Origin of the sequence: Paenibacillus sp. V4I7, assembly GCF_030817275.1 — a bacterium.
GTDB lineage: Bacteria > Bacillota > Bacilli > Paenibacillales > NBRC-103111 > Paenibacillus_E.
On record NZ_JAUSZD010000002.1, the window covers coordinates 116,458 to 138,859 of the forward strand.

Here is a 22,402-nt window from a genome sequence, read left to right on the forward strand (position 1 = left end):
AGGGGGCCTATCATCCAAAAGTGACTTTGGATGATAGGCCCCTTCTTTTTGATTCACTTCCCTGATTTTTGCTGCAGATATAGAACGGCATCCCGAAGCAGCTTGGCGGTCGTACTATCCGTATACTTGCCGTCTTTGATGACCGCATCAAAAATAGTCGGATCTTTAAGCTGGCTTGAGCTTAGCTGCTTCTGAAGCTGAGCAACCTTGTTTTGCAAGTTGTTATACATGTTTTGGTTTTGGAAATAACCTAACTTCAACAATAAACGAAGCAGATCGTCCAAATGATCGAGATCCATGATCACCTTCAACACAAAGGTGCGTACGATCGTATTGCCAGCGCTATCTGTTGCCGTTACTTCAATCGTATGCTGACCTAACCATAAGCTGAGCGGTTGGAGGTTAATGTTAGGGCTAACAACGGCACCGTCCAGTTTAACCACAGATGATGCTACTCCACTGAGAGAATCTGTGACACCAACATTCAATACAATCGGATCCGTCCAATATACAGTTAAAGGACCGGCAATGTTGATTTCAGGAGCTTGCGGATCGAAGCGTACCTCCGCAGAATGACTAGCTTCCTGATTGCCTGCCGCATCAACACTGTAATAGTGTATGGTGTTTACACCGTAAGTGTTTACCGTAACCGAGGTTCCAGCAGCGGCAGTTCCTCCATTTAGCATGTAAAAGGTCTGTTGTACACCGCTCAGAGCATCATAAGCGTTTAATGTGACGGTTTGCGGTGTTCGCTGCCACCCCTCTAATGAGGTGTGCGTAGTGGCAGGTGCCGTTTTATCGATGCCTATAATCAAATCCTTGGGCACTTCTTCGTTATTCATCACATCAATTGAGCGGTACTGGATTTGATGCACCCCTTCATCGCTGAAGGTGACCGGCTGAGCTGTGACAGCCTGCCAGGTTCCACCCTGAATTCGGTACTCCGTTTGTTTGATTCCAACACCAACCGTCGGATGCACGGCCGTAAACGTAACATGTACATCTTGCTTGTTGAATGTGCCTGCCCCGGTTGCCCCATCCGCTGTCGCTGTTGTCACAGGAGGGGTGACATCTCGCTTCTTCACCTGGAAAGTAATCTCCTTGGTGTTGTTCGTACGATCCATCTCAGTGAATCGACCAATATCATTAATATGGACGCTCAATTGATAGGTGGCATCGCCGTTCGGTACTTCCCAATAGCCGTTCTCACCGCCTGCGTTCGTATAGAGCGTTGCACTGCCGCCTACAGGTATGGATTGATTATACGTATCCGTGTATCCGAATGCGCCGCCGTTCAAACCAAATACAGCTCCGGTTATTTTGCCGGCTGGGGTCGGGAGAATACCGACATTTTTCACCGTGACATAGAACCGAACTCCCGTTTGCCCGGCATACGGATCCGCTGGATCCGTTCCAAGGCCAGTTACAATAAGATCGGGACCTGGTGTTAAGGGCTGTCGTTCCAAACTCAAAAACTCGAACGATTGATGGATGATCCGGCCGTTTTTAGCGACAACTTTGATGATATGGTTTGCCATAGGGAGACCTGTCTTTTCAAAAACAACCTTCTTCACGCCTTGTGTGTTCGCTGTTTTCAAATCTACTGTTGCTTGCAGGACATCATCGATATAAACATCTGCCTCGCCTAATGTAGACTCAATATCGGAATACCAACGAATTCCCGTACCCTTAAAGCCCATAGCTGTGTAATCGCCCGGGGTTGTCGTTTCATGAAGATTTGCTCCATTGGCGCCGAGAGCGAAGGTAGGAGCGGAATAATACATATTCGTACTGCTGTGAATGACATTCGTCCAGAGTGCTTGCGGTGTTTCATCCAAAATGCCTTCTTTCAGCTCGAACCAATCGAAGGTTGCGAAGACATTATCGCTGCTCTTCACAATGGATAGAACAAGGTTGCTTATGTCTGCCGGCATCATGACGTTATAGTCGATCGTCGTATAGGTGTTGGGCTCCGTTCCCGGAAGATCAAGGGCCCGTATCAGCTGGTTGTTGATAACGAGATTCACCTTTTTGTTCGCGGCCGAACTATATTTAAGCTTAAGGATATAATTGGTATTTGCTTTTACAGGCGGTTTCAGCATGTTCATCCGCCCTTGTGTAAAGTACATGCCGACGAATGTGCCATGATGGGTCACTCCTTCCAGCTCCGTTTGCTCTGCTTCAACATGCAAAGCTCCCGTAGACGTAGTGGTAAAAGGAGAGGCCGGCAAAGATAAGGAGGATATGGCAAAAGGGTCGCTCGGTACGGATTCGTTGCCCGAATCATCATAAGCGATCAGCGTATACGAGTGTGCGCTTTCCGGTCTAACATCTTGGTGCGAATAACGGGTTACGGCTTTCGGCAGCTTAGCGAGCAGTACGCCGTTATCATAGAGCTTATATCCGGCTACTTCTGTATTATCCGTAGAAGGCTGCCAAGTCAACTTGATTTGTTTGTATGAAACGGCCCGTGCTTGCAGCATAGGCTTACTTGGTGCTGATTGTTCAAACGGGGTCAAAATAAACTGGACGGCTTCACCGGGCTGTAACGTTTCCGATAGCTGCGCTCCCGAAGTCGCGTCAATGGTCGTAAAACTGCGTGCAGCCGCATACGTGTTGCCTGCGCCAAAGCGTTCTGCCGCATACTGGGCGTTAGTAGGCAGCGCGACGTTGACGTTCATCGTAACCGGTGTCGTTTCAAAATTAACAAAATTGAGCAGAATTTTATTGGATTTTGCTCCAGTGCTGCTCACACCAAGACTAGATGTATCCACCGCACGGAAATACGCTTTTTTCCCGGCAAGCTCATTCTGATTTGTATACTCATAAGGGAGCGGTTTGCCATGCGTACTGTAGGCTAGCGCTAAACGGCGGAAAACCTTCAACCGCGTTTCATCAGGATCACTCGTGTTAATCCATGCTTCGGCATCGTCAGCGGATTTCATCACGATGTCTTCTTTGAGCAAGCTGTACTCTCGGAAGTAAGCCGCATGCTGCATGATGTAATCGAGATAGCCGATGGTACTGCGCGTTTCGCGATCAAAGAGGGACGCGAAGCGGTGTGTGAATGTATCGTAGCGGTTATTATCAGTATGAAAATCGTTAGCTCCTGTTTCACTCATCATCATCGGCTTTGCCAATCCGTCACCCTGATACTCAGGATAAGTCTTTAACGTCTCAACGAGAGCGCCTCCGTCACCAAGTGTAATCCCGCTTAAGGTATAGCTGTGACCGTTTGTCATATCCATGTAGTCTTCAATCTGTCTGCGGTAGGCGGGGTCACGCTCCCAGCCATCGGGAATTCCTTTGGAGGGCCAGTAGGCCCAGCCCGGAGCAACCGCTTTCAACCATGGGTTTAGCAAAGGCTTCTGCTCACTAACATACTTAGCAAGAGCCAAATCGGCGGCGAATGCGTTGTTGAACACGCCGGGTTCATTATCGAGCTCCAAGTATTCGAACAAATCCCCGTTTTCCGCAATAAGATTGTTATAGTACTCTTTCAGTTTCTGCGGGACGACACCCGACGATAGCTCAGGATCCTTAATGAAGGTTCCGAATGGCAGCAGCACTGGCGCTAGATTAAGATCACGCAAAGCAGTCAGCCATTCCCGCGAGTATAGACCGGAACGAATCACGTTCCCGCTGTAGGCGAGTCCCAGCCACTTCGTTACTTCCATCGTTTGCAGATCTCGATCTTTCAAAACATGAGAGACTAGCGCTGTTCCCAGTCGGGTATACCGCCCGTGAATCGGTTCCGCAGCCGGAGCTTCTAATGCCTCAAGCTTGGCATAATCCCATTCAAACCAATGAAATTCATCACCGCCGGTACCAGCATACAAGCCTCGATCCAAAGACAGCTTAAGTTCATTAGGTCCAACCTTCAGCATTTCCTTAGGAATATATAACTCGTAAGTTTCTTTAAATTTCCGAGTCGTATTCCCGCCGTTCAAGCCGACGATTTGGATTAAACCAGCCATCGTATCATTAGAAAATACAGCTAATTGCGGAACAGATACATACGCATCCAAGCTCCTGAAGCTAAACTGTACCCCATGCTCCGGGATCGCAGGCAAGTTATAAGCAACAACCATAGAACCGTTGCGGCTAAGTTTCAACCCTTTGGATACCGAACTCCAATCGGTGCGAGTGGTCCAGTCAGTAGGAAGGCTGAAGGACTCAATGGGTGTTGATTTATAATCGCTAAATTCAGTCGACAGCTGATTATCAAGCCCAATCTTCCAAAGCATCGTATAAACCGGCGCAGGCTGTTCCACTGTTGTTAGCGTGTAAAAGGCAGTTGAATACAGGATCTTTCCGGCAGGCTGCGCTGTTGTTTCTTTCAACCGAACTTGTATTTGTCCTGTCGTATAATTAATATTGTCCAGTTGAAGCGGGTTCATTGTTACGGTTTGCCAGTTGTAACCGCGATCTGTGCTGTATTCATATAAGGAAATATCCTCATGACCAGGAACGGGTGTCCATCCGAATGTATTCGCTGTGTCGTCCTGCACGGGATTTGTTGGCGCATCAGGCAGCACATAAGGTGTCAAGTAAGTCCCAGGTATCACTTGTTGGGCTATTCCCGGCCCTTGCCAGGCGACAGCCAAATTGTCATTAGAGGTGTTTTCTTTGTGCAGCGCCTCGATGTAATATCTTTTTCCTGCTGATAGCGGAATGACCACTGATTTCTGAGTTGGAGATTTACCCCACTCTCTGGGCTTGGCGAAGACCGTATTAGACGCTATCTTCTCTTTGTGCGCAGGATCGCCATCCGGACTCAGCCAAAGCTCGGAGCTGTCATCCGCTGCAATCCAGAAGGTGTAGCCTCCGCTGACTGGCGGCGTCAGAAAACCATAAACGCGAGAACCATAAAGATCTCCCGTATTGTTCGGTGTCTCGAAGCTAGCGAGTAACCTCGAACCCGATGGAGGCGTCTTTAATGGAATCTGCTCTACTTTCCCGCCAGGAATATTATTCCAATAGTCTTGGGTAATACCTGTTCCCACAGCAAAAGCACGATAAGATGGAAAGAGCGGGAGCAGTGAGACAATGATTGCCGACAGAAGGATTGAAACTAGGAGTTTTGACTTGTGTAGGGATCTCATAATTACCTCCAGGTTAATGAGATTATCAATAGGATTCCCTAATCCTATCCGGGGTCACGTCATGTGTAGACGGCGCTCCGACACGACTAAATTTGGAGCGCCGCTCCTCCTTTGTTCTATTTCAGCTCTTTCTGAGACTGTTCAGCGAATTTGTATAGATCATCGATACTAAATGCCTTTGTTTTGTTGTTCTCATACCATTTGGCGTAATAATCGTCGACTTGTTTGCCGCCAGCTTTTTCCCATACATCCTTGGCATCCTTCACAGCTTGCTGTGCGGTATAGCCAGTGCCGCCTACCAGAGCTTTCAACCAAATGTCTCCTTTATCGATGTTATTGGATTTACTAGTGCTTTTGACAATTGCTTGGAGATCATCCGGCAAGACCGGTAAGAAGTCATAGCCGAGCGAAGGAATAGGACGATCTTTGTTAATATAAATTTCTTTGGATTTAAGGTTGATATCGAGCAGTTCTTTCTGGGTTGGCACTTCTGGGCGCAAGTTCACCAGGTACACTTCCGCACATTTGCCCAGCAGCAAATCAGATCTCATCATATTCAAATCGTCGGTGTACAGCTCTTTCTTATTCTTCTCTGTATCGATAGGCTGTAAACACCCATTCGAGCCTTTTTGCGAATGTGTACCCTCAATTCCGTTTTTCAGCAGGCTTGCATTTTTAGGATCCACCATCCAGTCAACATATTGCATAATCGCTTTCGGGTCCTTCGCTTTCGCATTGACCACGCCGACCATTTGCACAGGTGTGCTGATAATCGGGCTGAACTGCCCGAATTGACTCTTCGGTAAAGCCATCGGAATGACCTTAGCCGTAGGGTTGTTCTTCTTCAATGTTTCATAGTTCGAAATGGTAAACCAAGCACTGTCGATTGCGAAAATCCCCAATTTTCCGTTCATGAAATCTTGGATGCCTTTTTGTCCGTTTTTATCTGTGAGAAAATCCTTATCGACTAAACCGTCGTCAAACAAACGCTTCTGAAATTCTACGGATGCCTGGAGGCGGTCCCAATCATGTACAAATTGATCATTTTGCACAGCCCAATCGATTGAACGTCCAAAGATGTGGCTGATCACGGAGAAGCCGACGCCGCTCAGGTTGATACCAAAGGTATCCTTTTTACCGTTGCCGTCTGGATCCTGGTTCACGAATGCTTTGGCTACGTTATACAATTCTTCGGTCGACTGAGGTACTTGAAGGTTCAACTTCTGGAGCCAATCCTCACGGATTAAGAGACGGTGATGCGGGGCAACAACATTTAAGCGCCCGATTTCATACAATTTGCCGTCTTCTTTCGTTCCAATCTTGCGCAGCAGCGGGTATTTCTCCAAAATTTGCTTGTAGTTTGTGCTGTATTTATCAACCATTTCATCGATCGGCATCAGCAGCTTTTGCGAATACCAGCTGTTTCTGTAGTTGGCATCATACTCCAGAATTAAATCCGGAGCGCTTCCCGAGGCAAGCAAGGCATTAAATTTCGGGAAAGATTCCCAACGGGGAACGGGTGTGTATTTAACATCGACAGGACCGTTCTTGTTGATCCACTCTACCCAGCGGTTTTTATCCCAGTTTCCTTCCTCCGGAGGAATATTGCCCCGGTCATAGACGGAAACGTTAATCGCTCCTCTTTTAGCAGGTTCGGGTGCTGAGGTTGCATTCGGACTTGACGATGCTCCTGGATCGTTGACTTTCTCTGTGGAGCAGCCTGCCAATACCGCGATACAAGCGAGTGTGGAGAATAGAGCTTTCCGATGATTCCTGCGTAACATAAACATGGATATACCCCCCTTAAATTCGTTTCCTAAAACAGCTCAAGTTAGGTGATGTTGTTCTTCGTGTTATCCTTTAATCGCACCGATCATGACCCCTTTAACAAAGTACTTCTGCAAAAAAGGATAGACGATCAGCATAGGCACAATGAGTACGATCACACCGGCCGCTTTAATGGATTCCGGTGTCATTTGCTGCAAATCATCCTGCCTTACGGAATTAAGCTCTTGAAGAACCGATTGACTGGCCACCATTTGTTGAATCATAACCGCCAAATTCATCCGTGCGCTGTCATTGATAAACATGAGTACGTGTAAGAATGAATTCCAATATCCGACGCCATAGAATAAAGTCAACGTAGCTAAGACTGGCATGGATAAAGGGAGAATAATACGGGTGAGAAGTCTCCACTCTCCACAGCCATCCATGCGTGCTGCCTCTTCAAGCTCCTCAGGCACATTCATAAAGAAGGTCCGAAGCACAAGCATATTGAACGCGCTGATCAGTCCCGGCATCCATATGGCGCCGTACGTATCCAGTAAGCCGAGACTTTTCACGATCAGGAACAGAGGAATTAACGGAGTTCCGAACAGCATGGTAAATACGATAGCCAGTGTAAAAAAACGCCGCGCGTAGAAATATTTCTTGGCTAATGGATAGGCCGCCATGATCGTAAACCACATGCTCAGCGCAACGCCGACAACAGTAATCACGATACTATTACGAAAGGCTTTGACCAAATTCGTGCCATCATATAAGGCTTTGTATGCCTCGATTGTCCAGCCCTGCGGCCACAATGTCACGTGCCCCGAAACAATTGCCTGATAGCTGCTCAGAGATAAAGATATGATATGCATCAAGGGAAGAACGCAGCTTAGAGCTGCAAGGCCAAGGAACATATAATTGATTGTGTAAAAGATTTTCTCATCCCATGTTGATTTCATGATGGGGAGGCTCCTTTCTTACCACAGTCCTTGATCGAATTTACGGGCAAGTTGATTCGCAAGGACGACGAAGAAGAAGCCGACCAGAGATTCAAACAACCCGACCGCCGTAGTTAAACTGAACTGTCCTCCCTGGACACCCACGATAAAGATATAGGTGCTGATGACATTCGAGACATCCGAAACGGCTGCATTTTGGAGCGTGTACACATGGTCAAACCCGACTTCCATGACATTGCCCATACTCAGAATCAGCATGAGAATAATCGTGCTGCGAATGCCGGGCAGCGTAACATGCCAGATTTGCTTCCATTTGGACGCACCGTCGATGCTGGCCGCTTCATACAGATGCGTATCGATCGAGGTAAGCGCAGCCAGATAAATGATCGCTCCCCATCCGGCTTCCTTCCAAATTCCAGATCCGAGGAAGATAGCTATCCAGCTATGCTCCTGATACAAGAAGGCAGTGGTGTGACCCGTCCATAGCTCCAACAGCTTGTTAATGATACCGGATTGTTGGGAGAATATCGTAACGACAATGCCCCCAACAATGACCCATGAGAAGAAGTGAGGGACATAGATCAGCGTCTGCACAATTCGTTTGAACCGCATGGCGCGAACTTCATTCAGCAGGATGGCAATGATAATCGGAAATGGAAATCCAGCGACAATGCTTAATAAGCTCAATGTGACGGTGTTGCGGATGATGGTCAGCGTCTGGGGTTGGGTGAAAAGTGCCTTGAAATACTTTAGGCCAACCCATGGACTTCCCCATATGCCATCCATCAAGTTATAGTTCTTGAAGGCAATGACATTCCCTAATATTGGAAAATATCTGAAGATAATAAAGTAAGCGATAACCGGTACAAACATGATCAACAGCGGCATATTTTGCTTGAAACGACGACGGGGTTGCAGCGACTTGGTGGTATGGTGGGTAAATCCTCGTGTAGAAATCATGGGGGCTGATTGAATGTTGTCTAGCGGTGTATGCGGCATCGTGTGTCACCTCCTTTGGTATATAAATCGATCCATCTCTTGCTCCCTTGCCGTCGATGGAATCAATGTACCTCAGAGATGCAATCATTCTCAATATACATGAATTAGCGAATAAACTCTTTTTAAACCCCTTGCTGTACAAGGCTTTAATGGATTTGATGCAGAGGTGTATAAACAACATTTAACGATATACTTTTCTTGAAAAATGGCATGATTACTCTTGCTTCCGGTAATCGCCGGGCGTGACGCCCGTATACTTCTTGAAGGCGCGTATAAACGAAATAGCATGCGTGTAACCAACCTTGCTACCGATGTCCTGGACGGAGTCACGGCTGCTCTGGAGCAGCTTTTTCGCTTGTTCCATCCGGATCTTAACCAGATAATCGACGAATTTTTCGCCAAACTCCTCTTTGAATGCGCGGCTGACATGAGAGGCATGAAGCTGAAACTGCTCGCTTAGCGAGGTAAGTGACAACTCTGGATCAGCATAATGGGTCTCCACGTAGGTGCGAATCTGATTCATGACTGCATGTGTGCTTCTGTCTTCACGAATACCAGCCATCCGCTGTGAAACTTCTTCTAACAGGTGAAACCACTCTGCATATAATTCTTCGATCGTATCGAACTGTTCAATGGCGTCGTTCAGCTGGGGAAGCGCGATTTTCCATAACTCCTGCAGCTCGGCTGAGAGCTCCATCATTTCCCGGTGTAAATGATAAACCAAATAATTCATGAGATTGCGAATCTCATCGTATGAGAATAATCCGACTTTTAATTCGGTGAAAATTTGCTCCAAGGCCGGCTTCCATCCCTTGTCCCCCAAGCGAAACGACTGAGCTAGTGATTTGACCAGGGGCAAGTGCTTATACATTTCCTTCTCAGCGGACGCTTCGGATTCCCAATGATACAGGACTCGATTCGTTCCTAAGGTCGATTTAAAGCGAAGAACATGGACGGCAGCCTCGTAGGAATGAACCAGCTCTTGTACTTGTCCAACCACATGTCCGACACCAAGCGTAATGCGAAAGTGGAGATGCTGCTCGACCCAGGAGCGAACATTTTCGCACAGATTGGCTGCGAGCTTCTCACTGTTTTTGACATTCTCATCGGCAAATATCACAACACTAAGCCTGTGTGTAGCCGTCCATTCCGCCCATACTGTCAGGCCAAGCGGTTCAGCCGTTTCATAAACGACACGGCTTAGTACAAATTTCAACAGCTCTTGATCCTTTTGAGAGAACATTCTGCATACTTCCATATACTTATCCATCTCGATGACTGCTGCAGCAAGTTGACCGAAACCAGATGGCAATTGCAGCCGATTCATCTCGGCTTTCCAGTCTTCATGATCGACCGCCCGGCTGCCCTCCAGCCATTCTTTGAAAAAGTGCCGCCGCCGGAATACGATATCTTCCTCATGCTGCTTCTCATAGCGGCTGGATAACTCCATGAGGTTGCCTATGGCTCGATCAATATATTGGAATTCGTCTTGTTTCTTGCCACGGGCGCCCATCGATTTCAGTTCGGAATAGGCATGGATACGGGACATAATCAACTTAATCGGCTGATAATTGCGATGTGTCACATAGGTCATCCAGACCCCGCCAAGGACAACCATAACTAGTCCCAATCCGATCCATACATAAGAAAATACAGAGGTGAAAGTAAATAAATAGTCATCGTTGAGACCGCTTCGGTATTCCCAGTTTGTATAATTGGAATGGATTCGAGTAAGCTCAGACCCTCTTTTCCTAGATCCTACGGCTACATCTGCGTTTCCGGATGCAATCAGCTGTTTCCCTTCGGGATCGTATACTTCAATAAAGCTGATTTTTGAATTGGACATATCACCGACCATTCTTGCAATAGACTCCATACTGATATTGACAACGACGATGCCTTTTTGCCCGGATAGCAGAGGAATCTTTCGTACTAAAGAAATAACGACTTTACGCTGATCCATCTCAGCAAATTCTTTAAAGACCCGCTGATTCGTCAGCTGATACTGAGAAGGGCTCTTCATCATCTCTTCTATAAACACTTTATCGCCGAAACGGTCTGACGTTATCATCGTGTTTGGACTAATGACCATATGATCAGAAACCCGGTAAAAATAAACCGAATCAATAAACTTGTTGTAATTCATCATGCCCCGAATCAATTCTGTGACTTCATAAGCCGAGTAATAGGGATTTCCCTCAAATTTGTTGTCAAAAAACTGGTCAATTCGCTTATTTGTCTGTAGTTCCTTGATCACATATTCATCTATCGTCTTTAAGGCATAGTCAACCGACTGCATGATATGCAAAGCATACGTCTTATTTGCATTTTCAGCTTCTTTTTTGGACAATTGGCTGATCGAAAGAATAATAAGCACAATGAGTACGGAAGTGATCATGAAAAATACAGGCAAATAGGAGAATAGAAGCCGATAAAACCATGGTTTGGTCATAAAAACGCTCCTCTTGAATAATCCATATGAAATGAAATAACAGTTCTGCCGCGTTCCTTTTGCGACCGTTCACTGTCGTACGTTATATGCAAAATATTCAGGGATCATGCTTGTATACATGAATCTGCTTGATACTGGAAGTTCTATATGTTCAACCTTACAGGCACTATCCCTTTGGTTCAGGATGTCGCCGCAACGAACCATATACATCAATAATAAAGCACTGCGAAACCTTTTACTCTTTCTTTCTGAGTAAAAGGGACAGTGCCATTAGGAAAATAAATAAAAGCCCGCCACTTCAGCTGAAACAGCTAGAATGGCGGGCATGTTGTATCTTGGTTATTTATCCGCAAGTACAGTTCAGGACAGGCTTGCGGGCAGCAAGCGCTTCGTCCATACGGCTGACGACGGTGGTATAGGGAGCGTTTTTGACGAGATCTGGGTTTTCTTCGACTTCTTTGGAGATGGCGATCATTGTGTCAATGAATTCGTCCAAGGTTTGTTTGCTTTCGGTTTCTGTTGGCTCGATCATGATGCATTCTTCAACGCTGAGCGGGAAGTAGATCGTTGGCGGGTGATAACCGAAGTCGAGTAATCTTTTGGCGATGTCGAGTGTGCGTACACCAAGCTTCTTCTGGCGGTTGCCAGAAAGCACGAATTCGTGCTTACAGAAGCGGGGGTGAGGAACATCAAAGTATGGTGTCAGTCTAGCCAGCATATAATTCGCATTCAAGACGGCATACTCGGATACTTTGCGTAAGCCTTCTGGACCGAGTGTACGAATATAGGTATACGCGCGGACAAGGATACCGAAGTTGCCGTAGAAGCCTTTGACGCGGCCGATCGTTTGCGGGTAGTTGTAGTCGAAATAAAAGCTGCCGTCTTCGCGCTTCGTGACGAGCGGAGTAGGTAAGAACGGGATCAGCTTTTCTTTTACGCCAACGGGGCCTGCTCCAGGACCTCCTCCGCCGTGCGGGGTACTCATGGTTTTGTGCAGATTGAGATGCACGACGTCGAAGCCCATGTCGCCGGGGCGAGTGATGCCCATAATGGCGTTGGCATTAGCGCCGTCATAGTAAAGCAGTCCGCCTGCGGCATGCACGATCTCAGCGATCTCGACGATTTGTTCTTCGAACAAGCCGAGTGTGTTTGGATTCGTAAGCATTAACGCTGCAGTATCGGGACCAACGGCTTTGCGAAGCTCATCGAGATTCACGAGGCCGCGCTCGCCCGATTTGATGGTTATCGTTTCGAACCCGGCAACAGTCGCGCTGGCTGGATTAGTGCCGTGCGCAGAGTCGGGACAGATGACTTTGGTCCGCTTCTCACCGCGACTCTCGTGGTAGGAACGGATCATCATCAGTCCGGTCCACTCGCCATGAGCCCCAGCCGCAGGCTGCAGGGTTACGCGGTCCATGCCGGTGATAGCTTCAAGGTCATTTTGGAGATTGTAGAGCAGCTCCATCGCGCCTTGCAGCGATTCTTCCGGTTGGTATGGATGTATTTTAGCGAAGCCAGAGAAGCGGGCCACATCTTCGTTGATTTTGGGGTTGTATTTCATCGTACACGAACCGAGCGGATAGAAGCCATTATCGATACCAAAGTTGCGGCGCGAAAGTGCCGTATAGTGACGGATGACGTCTACTTCATATACTTCTGGCAGATCGGGTTCGTTCTGGCGTTGAAATTTGGCTGGCAGAAGAACATTCAAATTGACTTCTGGCACATCTGATTCAGGCAGTGAATAGGCGACTCGACCAGGGTGGCTCATTTCAAAGATGAGCGCTTTGCCGTCTGATTTCACATTCATGTTGTTTTCGCTCATACGAGTTCCTCCAATGCAACTGCGAAGGCATCGATATCTTCGCGCGTTCTTTGCTCTGTGACGGCAATAAGCATATGGCCGGCGAGCTCAGGGTAGTCGCGGCCGAGGTCGTAGCCGCCGATGATGTTCTTCTGCAGGAGCTTACTGTTCAGCTCCTGCACGTTCGTGCCGTCCGGTAGCTTGACAGCAAATTCATTGAAGAAGCTGCCTGCGAATGGCAGCGAGAAATTAGTTGACGCGGTTAGGCGGTTCGCCGCGTAGTGGGCTTTTTGGACGTTGAGCTTGCCAACGTCCTGGATGCCCTGCTTGCCCATCGTGGACAAGTACACGGATGCGCAAAGCGCGAGAAGCGCTTGGTTGGAGCAGATGTTTGACGTGGCTTTCTCACGTCGAATGTGCTGCTCCCGCGCTTGGAGCGTAAGGACGAAACCGCGTTTGCCATCGCGGTCAACGGTCTGGCCCACGATGCGCCCAGGCATGCGGCGCATCCAGCTTTCGGCGACGGCGAAGTAGCCGCACGTCGGCCCGCCCAGCGCAGCTGGGATGCCGAGCGGCTGGCAGTCGCCGACGACGATGTCAGCGCCGAGCTTGCCCGGCGCTTCGAGCAGCCCGAGCGTGAGCGGATTCGCGCTCACGACGAGCAGTGCGCCCGCGCCGTGCGCGAGGGGCTCAGCGGCCCCGATATCCTCCAAGCAGCCGAAGAAATTCGGCGATTGGAGGATGACGGCTGCCGCGTCGTCGCTAAGCTTGGAAGTAAGGTCCTCGAAGTCGGTCACGCCCTCTGGCGTGAGGCCGATCTCGACTACTTCCAAGTTCAGTCCGCGGGCGGTCGTGCGCAGGATCGCCCGCGCTTCCGGGTGCACCGCTCGCGAGACGAGCAGACGGCTGCGCTTCGTCGCTCCGCTAGCCAGGGCGCCGGCTTCGGCCAGCGCCGTTGCGCCATCGTACATCGAGGCGTTCGCTACGGCCATGCCAGTGAGCTCACAGATGTACGACTGAAACTCGAAAATCGCCTGCAGCTCGCCTTGGCTGATTTCCGGTTGATAGGGCGTATACGCTGTGTAGAACTCTGAGCGCGAGATGACATGATTGATCACCACCGGAAGGTGATGATCGTAGATGCCAGCACCGAGGAAGCTGGCATAGCTGTCAAAGTCGGCGTTGCGGCTCGCCAGACCGCGCATATAGCGCAGCAGTCCTTGCTCATCCAGCGCCTTCGATACGTTCAGTTCGCCTTGAAAGCGAACCTTCTGAGGTATATCTTGAAACATCTCCTCCATGGATGAGATGCCGATGGTCTCCAGCATTTCTTTTTGATCCTGCTCCGTAATTGGCAAATAGCGGTGCTTCATGATGGTGGCTTGCTCCTCTCTTGAGCGAATGGCTTTACGGTTTTCTTTTGTAAAAAGGGGTGGCAACGACTTTAGCTTTGACCTGCGACCCTCTAATTTCCACATTCAATTCCGTGCCCAGCGTACTGTAAGCGGAATCGATTAAAGCCAAACCCACATTTGTTTTGAAAGTAGGCGATTGTGTCCCTGTTGTAACTTCACCGATCTGTTTACCATCCGTATTGAAAACGGCATAATGCGGACGCGGAATGCCGCGTTCGACCATTTCGATGCCGACGAGCTTGCGAGGCGTACCGTTTGTCTTTTGACCAGCGATCACGTCGCGACCTATGAAATCTCCCTTATCCAGCTTCACAAAAAAGGAAAGCCCCGCCTCTAGAGGCGTAATATCTTTGGAGAGCTCTTGTCCGTAGAGGGGGAGACGAGCTTCAAAACGCAAGGTATCGCGAGCGCCTAAACCTGCTGGTACGAGTCCGTGCTCTTGACCTGCTCCAAGAAGCAACTTCCACAGCTTTACAGCATCCTTTTGATCGACATAGAGCTCGAAGCCGTCTTCCCCTGTGTATCCTGTGCGCGAAAGGAGAGTGTTAATTCCAGCAACCTCTACATCGGAAAGGAAGCGAAATGTTTTCAATGATTGGATAGGCGCTTCTGTAAGTTTAGCTAAAATCAGTTCCGCATGCGGTCCCTGCATCGCGAGCATCGCCGTTTCCTCAGAGATGTTTGTGAGGTCTACTTTGCCTGTGAGGTTCTGCTGCATCCATTCCAAATCTTTATCGATATTTGAAGCATTGATGACCAGCATGTAGTTGTTATCACCAAGCTTATAAACGAGTAGATCGTCAACAACGCCACCAGTCGGATAACACATAAGGCTATATTGACATTGACCTGCTTCCAGCTTGGACACATCATTCGTTGTTATTTTTTGGAGAAAAGGGAGGGCATCTTCTCCGCTTATTCGGACTTCCCCCATATGGGACACGTCAAAAAGCCCAGCATGCTGCCTGACGGCGTCGTGCTCTTTCTGAATACCAGCGAACTGTACGGGAAGCTCCCAGCCTCCAAAATCAATGACTCGCGCTCCATGCTCCGTATAAATCGGGAAGAGCGGTGTTCGTTTTAGCATGCTCGTAACCTCACCTTCGATTGTTGACATTGCTATTTTGCCCAAAATATAAGGCAGAAAATGCAAAAAAGAGCAAAACGTATGCAACACAAACATACCTTTTGCCCTGTCCTTTTTACCTGAGAGTTACCTCGCGCGAACTTCATGTCCGTCAAGTTTCCCCTTGGGTGTCCGTTTTCCCGCTGTTCGCGGAAATTCGAAGCTCTCCAGAGTTGCGTCCGATACAGGTCCTTTTGCCTGAGAGATTCACCACTTTGGGCTTACTCCTTCGGCGCCGCGAGCTTGCCCTGCGGTCTCTCCCTATACCATCATTCGCCAATATTCAATTTGCTTTATAGTATTATTATGTGTCCAAATTGGTGTGAATTGTCAACAGCAACTTTTGAAAAATGAGACTGGCCGTCTTAGTCCGGCTGTGTTGGTAAAATTTACTTCGACCACCTTGACTTTGATGTTCCCATTAGATTAAGCTAAAAGCAAAATTTGTTGGTAAGCGAGGCGTTAAACGATGAGTGAAGTACAAGCCAATTTGTTATACACCAAAGAGCATGAGTGGGTAGAGAAGCTGTCAGATACAGTGGTTCGCGTAGGCATTACTGATTTTGCCCAAGATCAATTGGGGGATATTGTGTTTGTGGAGCTTCCTAAAGTCGGAACATCCGTTACCGCGAATGAAAGCATTGGCAGTGTGGAATCGGTTAAAACAGTTTCGGATATTTTCTCGCCTATTTCGGGCAAAGTAACTGCAGTAAATAGTTCACTGGAAGGTTCACCTGAGTTGGTCAACAGTGCACCATTCAGTGAGGGTTGGATGGTTGAAGTCGAAATTACAGGTGCTGAAGCTTTGGAAGGCTTACTTACTCCAGCTGAATATGCATCTTACATCGGTAACGACTAGTAAGGAGTGACTTTGGCCTCCAACCAAAGATCCCTTAAAAAGGAGAGACTTTGGTCTTAACCAAAGATCCCTATATTAAGCTTGAAAGATGGAGGTTTTCTCATGTTATTTGGGCAAAAGCCACAGGAGCAGAATGATCGTGTTCCCCCTGGCCAAACGCTGACACAAGGCTGGCCTGTGCTTCATTACGGGTCCGTGCCTTATTATAATGATATGAGCAAATGGAATCTGCGTGTCTTTGGACTGGTTGAAGAGGAGTTCCAGATCTCATACAAAGACTTCATGGCTCTTCCACGCAAAGAGTTCGCAAACGACATTCACTGCGTAACGACATGGTCCAAGTTGGACAATGTGTGGGAAGGCATTGCTGTTTCTGAGCTTATGAGCAAAGTGAAGCTGAAGCCTGAAGTCACACATGTCATGCTGCACGCTGAGCATGGCTGGACGACGAATCTTCCGCTTGAGGACTTCCTCCGTGAGACCTCTTTTCTGGGCATCAGGCACAATGGTGAACTGTTGACACCTGACCACGGGGCTCCGGTTCGCATGGTTGTGCCGCATCTTTACTTCTGGAAAAGCGCGAAGTGGCTGCGCGGCATCGAATTTATGCCGAAGGATAAGCCGGGCTTTTGGGAGCGAAATGGATATCATATGTACGGAGATCCCTTTAAAGAGCAAAGATACGATTTTGATTAATAACGAAATAGTTAGAGGCATGTTGCTATTGCAATGTGCCTCTTTGTCATTTTAAAGGGGCAATATATTTTTTTGTATAAGTGTTGAAATATATATCGTGACGATGTATTATGTATCGTGAAGATATATCGTTGCGATATATAAAATTGAAGGAGTGAAAAAAAAGATGAAGAAAACCACAACAATTATACGTATTGTATTTGGAGTTTTGCTGTTAGGAATTGGTTTGGCTAATCTATCAGGCGCTATGCCTCCTATGAGATACCCTGAACCAGCTAACACGTTCATGTCTTCTCTTTTGGACACCAAATATATCATGGTCATTGTCAGTTTATTGAAAGTTTTTGTGGGTGTATCCCTGTTGACAAGCCATTTTGTATCGTTGGCACTTATCGTATTTGTCCCCATCTCAGTCAATATGATATTATTTCATGCATTTCTGGACGTTCAGGGGATTGTACCTGCCTTGGTAGTCGGTAGCCTTCATATCTTTCTTCTATTTGCTTACATGGAAAGCTATAAATCATTGTTGCAAGCAAAGAAAATGAACGTTCGCGGCTAATTTTATGATGATGGAGTTTACTAATGGAGGAACCGTATGTACGAGTTGTTTGTTTTAGGGGAGTTGTCCATACAAGCTAAGCATGGATACGAGTTGCAATACATTTTAAAAACGACTGTAGGACCCATTCGACAAATCAGTTCAGGGACACTTTATCCACTCATTTCTCGACTGGTAGAAAGCGGCTTGATCAGTCAACGCAATGAGCCGCAAGAAGGTGGCCGCACGCGAAAAATCTATGAATTGACGGAAGCTGGCCGTCAGCGTTTTCATCTTCTAATGACAGCACCTTTGGAACAGAATACGGATATTGAGTTGCATTTTCATTTCAAGATGAACTTTTTTGGTTATGTTTCAACAGATCTGCGTCTGGCGACTCTCGAGCAATATTTGGAGTATTTGCAATACAATTTAAAATATATAATGGACTATGAATCACAAGTTACCTTGAAGCAGGAAATACCCGATTTAAAGAGGACCCAGATCTTGCGCATGTTTAGTCATCGAAAAAGCGTTGCAGAAACAGAAATCCAATGGGTTATGAATGAGATTGACCAAGTAGTTACGGGCACATGACTACCAAAGAACTTCCGGTATCGTATGAGGACCAAATAACAGGATTACTAATAAAATGGGGAACCAACTCAAGTTGGCTCTCCATTTTTGCGTAAAATGAAAGATTGCAAATTAAGGTCCGATAAGTTATTATTAGATTAGTAATTGATCAATCACTAATATGTACAACTTAAAGGTGGAATGAATAATGACGAAGAATTCTCTAATTTCAGTCAATCGACGAGTAGATATTGTATCCGCGGCAATAGAAGTATTTGCTGAAATTGGCTATTACCGTGCAACGACAGCAAAAGTTGCGGAACGCGCACAAATTTCTCAGCCTTATGTTTTCCGGTTTTTTTCAACGAAAGAAGCCCTGCTGCAAGAAGCGCTCGAAGTGTCTTGGACACGAATTCTTGAGGCTTTCCGGGCAGTTATCGAGACCGTTGCTCCTGAACAGCTTGAGAAAGAACTGGTAGAAGCTTATATTCATATTATGAAATCTTACCAAAATGAAACTCTGCTGCAAATGCAAGCTCAAACGATTAAAGAGGATAAGATCGCTGAGGTCATGCAGAAGGGATTTCGGGATGTTCAGCAGGTGGTGCTAGAAGCTTTTAAGCGGGCAGGTTTCGAAAAACCTCATGAGAGAACGATGATTTTTCTTGCTAGGGGGATGTTGTGCAATATTTCGATGGCGCTGTCTTTACCAGAATTAATGCTTATGGATGAATAAGCTGATTCTGGCTTCTTTTAAAGTAAGTGATCAATCGATTTCTGTTGACGAAAAAATGAAGTGCAAACTGGCAACAGTAGGCACTTCATTTTATGTTTCTATTACGGTAGGCCAGGGACTGTAAGAGTAGCCGAACGATAGCCTACATCAGATTCTCCATGCATGACCTTGAAAATTACGTTTACACTCTGTGATGCTTCACCCAAAGTAATGATCCCGGAGTTTGAAATTTTCATAATATCATTGCTGCTCTCAATAGAAACTGTATAACCTGCTGGTACGACTGGCATAGTCAACAGCGTCTGTCCGATAGACGGATTAGTAATGACCATTGTAGCTGCAATGTATTGCGCAGAACGCTCAAGCGTGAAGTCGCGGAAAGCAGGTGAGCTGTTATCCACCAAAGTCGGATAAATTTGAGTGCTGTAGTCACTGGATCTATAAGCGGACAGTGTATGCGAACCCGCGTTTAAATTTTTGAAATGGTAGAATCCATTTATATCGGCTGTTGTGGTTCTGGAAGTTGCTCCGGTCAATGTTACTGTAGCTCCGAAAACCGGTGCATGATTCTCACCTTTTACAAATCCGAAAATGTCTCCGTAACTAACCTGCTTCACATTCGTCCATGTCAGTGTATGATTGGTTGGAACATTTGCTTGTATAAACACGTCAGCGTCGCTGACGATCGTGACCGGACGTGATGGAATTACAAGCGATTGAGACGATAAACCAACGATGGATTTATAGATATAGATTGTACTGACTCTAGAATCTAGTAGTGCTGCATTAAGCCTTTCCACGTTTCCTGCCTCTGCCTGTCCAGAACCGCCAATAAAGGCAACTTGGTTATTCGGCTCATCCATTTTATCTGAAATGAGGAATGAGTATGATGAATACGAGCGTTTAACAGGTCCGGAGTAGCCGCCGAGATTAACGTTAAATTGATTGACATTTGCGCCAACCGCATACGCCAATTCTGAATCGGAGGACACGGGGGCAGTGCTTAAAGTCATGAAAGAACGGTTCGTTATATGAGCTGAGGCTGTATCCATTAAATAGTTGAGGGTGGCATCCAAATAACCAGGTTTACTCATCTTCCAAGAGAAATACATATCCTGTATCGCATTGGTAAATATGAACTTTCCATCCGTTCCAGAGATGACAGTAGTTCTCAGCCCGTTGCTCATCTCCATCGTAATCTCTGCCCCAGATAGAGGATTATACCGAGAATCCGTTGCTATCCCTGAAACCGATACAAACTGCACACCCATTACATCCGTTACTTGATTTAAACCTTCCTTAACGTTGACGACAAAGCCGCTCATTCCATAAGAGGAAGTAGTAAAAAAGCTGCGGTTTCCCACCGGAACGTTCGGAAACACAAATTGTCCTTGACTGTCCGTCACTGTTGGAGGCAGCACCTCAGAGGCAGCGCCGCCCGTATTGATTTTAACGGAGACACCTGCTAACGGAACCATGTTAGCGGCGTATACGGTTCCTGTTACAGTGCCCGTTGGCAAGGTGACTTGTATCGGCTGTGATAAGTTTGTCACCTCTCCCGATAAAATAGTGAATGGTGTTGAGTCTGACTCATATACGGCTGAGGTAACCGTGTTACCGGTGGATGCTTCCATATCGGAAATGGTGAAGCGGCCATGTTCATTAGTTAATGCTGCTTTTGTAGACTCTTTTAAATTCACAGCAACAAGGTTCATCGGTTCGCCGATTTGGTCAACAACAAGCCCCGTAACCGCACCTGTGGATACATAATTCGGAATACTTACAGGTGATATTTGTCTAACCATCGCCTTGACATCCAAGCTATTGCTCACTCCGTCATCATTTATGTCTGTAACTCCGTAAGTGTTGATGTATGTAACGATGTCATCTAGATGAATTCCGTCGCCGTCAGAGTCAAAGGGTACTGCTGCTTGGACGGCCGAGCTGCCTAATATGCCTAACAAAGTTAAGCTAATGAGACTTAATTTTAACTTTTTCAATTCTCCACATCCTTACCAAAAATAAATAGGTACGATCCCTAAAAATTTATTTCGCTATGAATCGACAAATTCCTGTATTTTTTTGAATTTGATTTTTTTGATATACTCGGGGAGGTTAATCGATTTTGACGGCCAGATAAATGGGGAAATGAAGTGGAGGCAGTATTTTGAAACAAATTGAAGGCTATTTAGACGTCCCTGGAGGCAGGGTTTGGTATACGCGAATTGGTGATGGAAATAAAACGCCTTTAGTTGTCCTACATGGTGGACCTGGTAATACACATGATCCGCTAAAATCTGTTCTTCATGTCTTGGCTGACGAGAGGCCTGTCATTTTCTATGATCAGCTTGGTTCTGGGAATTCAGATAGACCAACGGATCCATTATTGTGGAGAACCGAACGATTTATAGATGAGTTAATAGCTCTCAGGGAAGCGCTCGATTTGAAAGAGGTTCATCTTTTGGGCCATTCGTGGGGAACCATGCTGGCAGCATCTTACATAATAGACCGCAAGCCTTCGGGTGTTCGCAGCGTCATTTTATCAAGTCCATGTCTCAGTGCGGAGCGTTGGAAAAAAGACGCGGACCATTTCTTGGCTAATTTACCCGAAGAAGTTCAACTCACGATCAAGTGTAACGAAGACCAAGGTACAACCGATTCAGTAGAGTATCAAACAGCCATGGAAGAATACTACAAGAGACATGTGTGTAGACTGGATCCTCTTCCTTCAATCATTGCTGAGAGCCGTGCAAAAGCTAATAAAGATGTTTATATGACGATGTGGGGACCTTCTGAATTCAGTCCGCAAGGCAATCTGAAAACATACGATTGCACGCCACAGCTTCATGAAATCCAAGTACCCACGTTATTCGTTTGTGGACGTTATGATGAAGCGTCGCCAGAGTCGACTCACTACTATCAATCCCTCGTCCCAGCGTCTGAGCTTCATGTCTTCGAACATAGCTCTCATGTGAGTTACTTAGAAGAAACCCAGGAGTATGTAAGGATTGTCCGTGGTTTTTTGAGTAAAGCAGAGTGAATTATACACCGAATACGAATATATAGAGATCTAGGTAAAAAAAGTAAGCCCAAGGGAATCTTCTTGGGCTTTTTTGGCTTTGACGTATACAATTTTGCTTATTTACATCCACATGATTTTCCTTTTCCTTTGGATGTTGTTGGAGGCGGTATTCACAGTGGATCCAGGAGTAACAATAGCATACACATTTACGCAAAAGGGCATCGTAGGGCGCAATGTCATTAAGTTAGGCTCAAAGACAAGACCGTGAATAAAAATAGAATCCAAAACGGCATGGGAAAAGCCCTGTGCCGTTTGTTTTCTTGCGCCAGCAAGGAAAAAGCG

Annotated in this window: 15 protein-coding genes and 2 riboswitches; of the genes, 6 read left to right on the forward strand and 9 right to left on the reverse strand. The window is 46.7% G+C overall.

What is annotated here, in order from left to right:
* Positions 1 to 53 precede the first annotated feature (53 nt).
* The 8 genes from QFZ80_RS01805 to gcvT form a co-directional block, all read right to left on the reverse strand.
* Positions 54 to 5,105: an OmpL47-type beta-barrel domain-containing protein gene (locus tag QFZ80_RS01805; protein ID WP_307556938.1), complete on the reverse strand. Its 5,052-nt coding sequence runs from the start codon at positions 5,103 to 5,105 to the stop codon at positions 54 to 56.
* Between the two features lie 116 nt (positions 5,106 to 5,221).
* Positions 5,222 to 6,895 carry an extracellular solute-binding protein gene (locus QFZ80_RS01810; RefSeq protein ID WP_307556940.1) on the reverse strand — a complete coding sequence of 558 codons (1,674 nt, stop codon included), beginning with the start codon at positions 6,893 to 6,895 and terminating at the stop codon, positions 5,222 to 5,224.
* 63 nt (positions 6,896 to 6,958) lie between these two features.
* Positions 6,959 to 7,834, reverse strand: coding sequence for a carbohydrate ABC transporter permease (locus tag QFZ80_RS01815; protein ID WP_307549390.1), 876 nt, complete (start codon positions 7,832 to 7,834; stop codon positions 6,959 to 6,961).
* A gap of 18 nt (positions 7,835 to 7,852) precedes the next feature.
* Complete coding sequence (locus QFZ80_RS01820) at positions 7,853 to 8,794, reverse strand: ABC transporter permease (protein ID WP_307563980.1); 942 nt, start codon at positions 8,792 to 8,794, stop codon at positions 7,853 to 7,855.
* Between the two features lie 253 nt (positions 8,795 to 9,047).
* The gene (locus QFZ80_RS01825; protein WP_307556942.1) at positions 9,048 to 11,285 is read right to left on the reverse strand and encodes a helix-turn-helix domain-containing protein; all 2,238 of its coding nucleotides are present in this window, start codon (positions 11,283 to 11,285) and stop codon (positions 9,048 to 9,050) included.
* Positions 11,286 to 11,628: 343 nt separating this feature from the next.
* Complete coding sequence (gene gcvPB, locus QFZ80_RS01830; protein WP_307556944.1) at positions 11,629 to 13,110, reverse strand: aminomethyl-transferring glycine dehydrogenase subunit GcvPB; 1,482 nt, start codon at positions 13,108 to 13,110, stop codon at positions 11,629 to 11,631.
* The gene (gene gcvPA / locus QFZ80_RS01835) at positions 13,107 to 14,462 is read right to left on the reverse strand and encodes an aminomethyl-transferring glycine dehydrogenase subunit GcvPA (RefSeq protein ID WP_307549384.1); all 1,356 of its coding nucleotides are present in this window, start codon (positions 14,460 to 14,462) and stop codon (positions 13,107 to 13,109) included. Before gcvPA ends, gcvPB begins: the two co-directional genes overlap by 4 nt.
* Before the next feature lie 34 nt (positions 14,463 to 14,496).
* Positions 14,497 to 15,591, reverse strand: a complete 1,095-nt coding sequence (gene gcvT / locus QFZ80_RS01840) for a glycine cleavage system aminomethyltransferase GcvT (RefSeq protein ID WP_307556946.1) — start codon at positions 15,589 to 15,591, stop codon at positions 14,497 to 14,499.
* 104 nt (positions 15,592 to 15,695) lie between these two features.
* Positions 15,696 to 15,803: riboswitch (glycine riboswitch) on the reverse strand.
* 3 nt (positions 15,804 to 15,806) lie between these two features.
* Positions 15,807 to 15,903: riboswitch (glycine riboswitch) on the reverse strand.
* Positions 15,904 to 16,099: 196 nt separating this feature from the next.
* Between gcvT and gcvH the strand changes: the two genes are divergently transcribed.
* The 5 genes from gcvH (at position 16,100) to QFZ80_RS01865 (ending at position 19,038) form a co-directional block, all read left to right on the forward strand.
* Positions 16,100 to 16,489: a glycine cleavage system protein GcvH gene (gcvH, locus tag QFZ80_RS01845; protein ID WP_307556947.1), complete on the forward strand. Its 390-nt coding sequence runs from the start codon at positions 16,100 to 16,102 to the stop codon at positions 16,487 to 16,489.
* 102 nt (positions 16,490 to 16,591) lie between these two features.
* A complete protein-coding gene (locus QFZ80_RS01850) occupies positions 16,592 to 17,185 on the forward strand; it encodes a sulfite oxidase-like oxidoreductase (RefSeq protein WP_307556949.1) in 594 nt (197 codons plus the stop codon).
* A 166-nt stretch (positions 17,186 to 17,351) separates the two neighbouring features.
* Entirely contained in the window at positions 17,352 to 17,747 is a 396-nt protein-coding gene (locus QFZ80_RS01855) for a hypothetical protein (RefSeq protein ID WP_307556952.1), read from the forward strand.
* A 36-nt stretch (positions 17,748 to 17,783) separates the two neighbouring features.
* Complete coding sequence (locus QFZ80_RS01860; protein ID WP_307549375.1) at positions 17,784 to 18,323, forward strand: PadR family transcriptional regulator; 540 nt, start codon at positions 17,784 to 17,786, stop codon at positions 18,321 to 18,323.
* Positions 18,324 to 18,510: 187 nt separating this feature from the next.
* Positions 18,511 to 19,038, forward strand: a complete 528-nt coding sequence (locus QFZ80_RS01865; RefSeq protein ID WP_307556954.1) for a TetR/AcrR family transcriptional regulator — start codon at positions 18,511 to 18,513, stop codon at positions 19,036 to 19,038.
* A 101-nt stretch (positions 19,039 to 19,139) separates the two neighbouring features.
* On the opposite strand, the gene QFZ80_RS01870 is transcribed toward QFZ80_RS01865, so the two are convergent.
* On the reverse strand, positions 19,140 to 21,038 hold the full coding sequence (locus QFZ80_RS01870; RefSeq protein WP_307556956.1) for a carboxypeptidase-like regulatory domain-containing protein: 1,899 nt from the start codon (positions 21,036 to 21,038) through the stop codon (positions 19,140 to 19,142).
* A 167-nt stretch (positions 21,039 to 21,205) separates the two neighbouring features.
* On the opposite strand from QFZ80_RS01870, the gene QFZ80_RS01875 reads away from it, so the two are divergent.
* Positions 21,206 to 22,078: a proline iminopeptidase-family hydrolase gene (locus QFZ80_RS01875; RefSeq protein ID WP_307556958.1), complete on the forward strand. Its 873-nt coding sequence runs from the start codon at positions 21,206 to 21,208 to the stop codon at positions 22,076 to 22,078.
* The last annotated feature ends 324 nt before the right edge of the window (positions 22,079 to 22,402 follow it).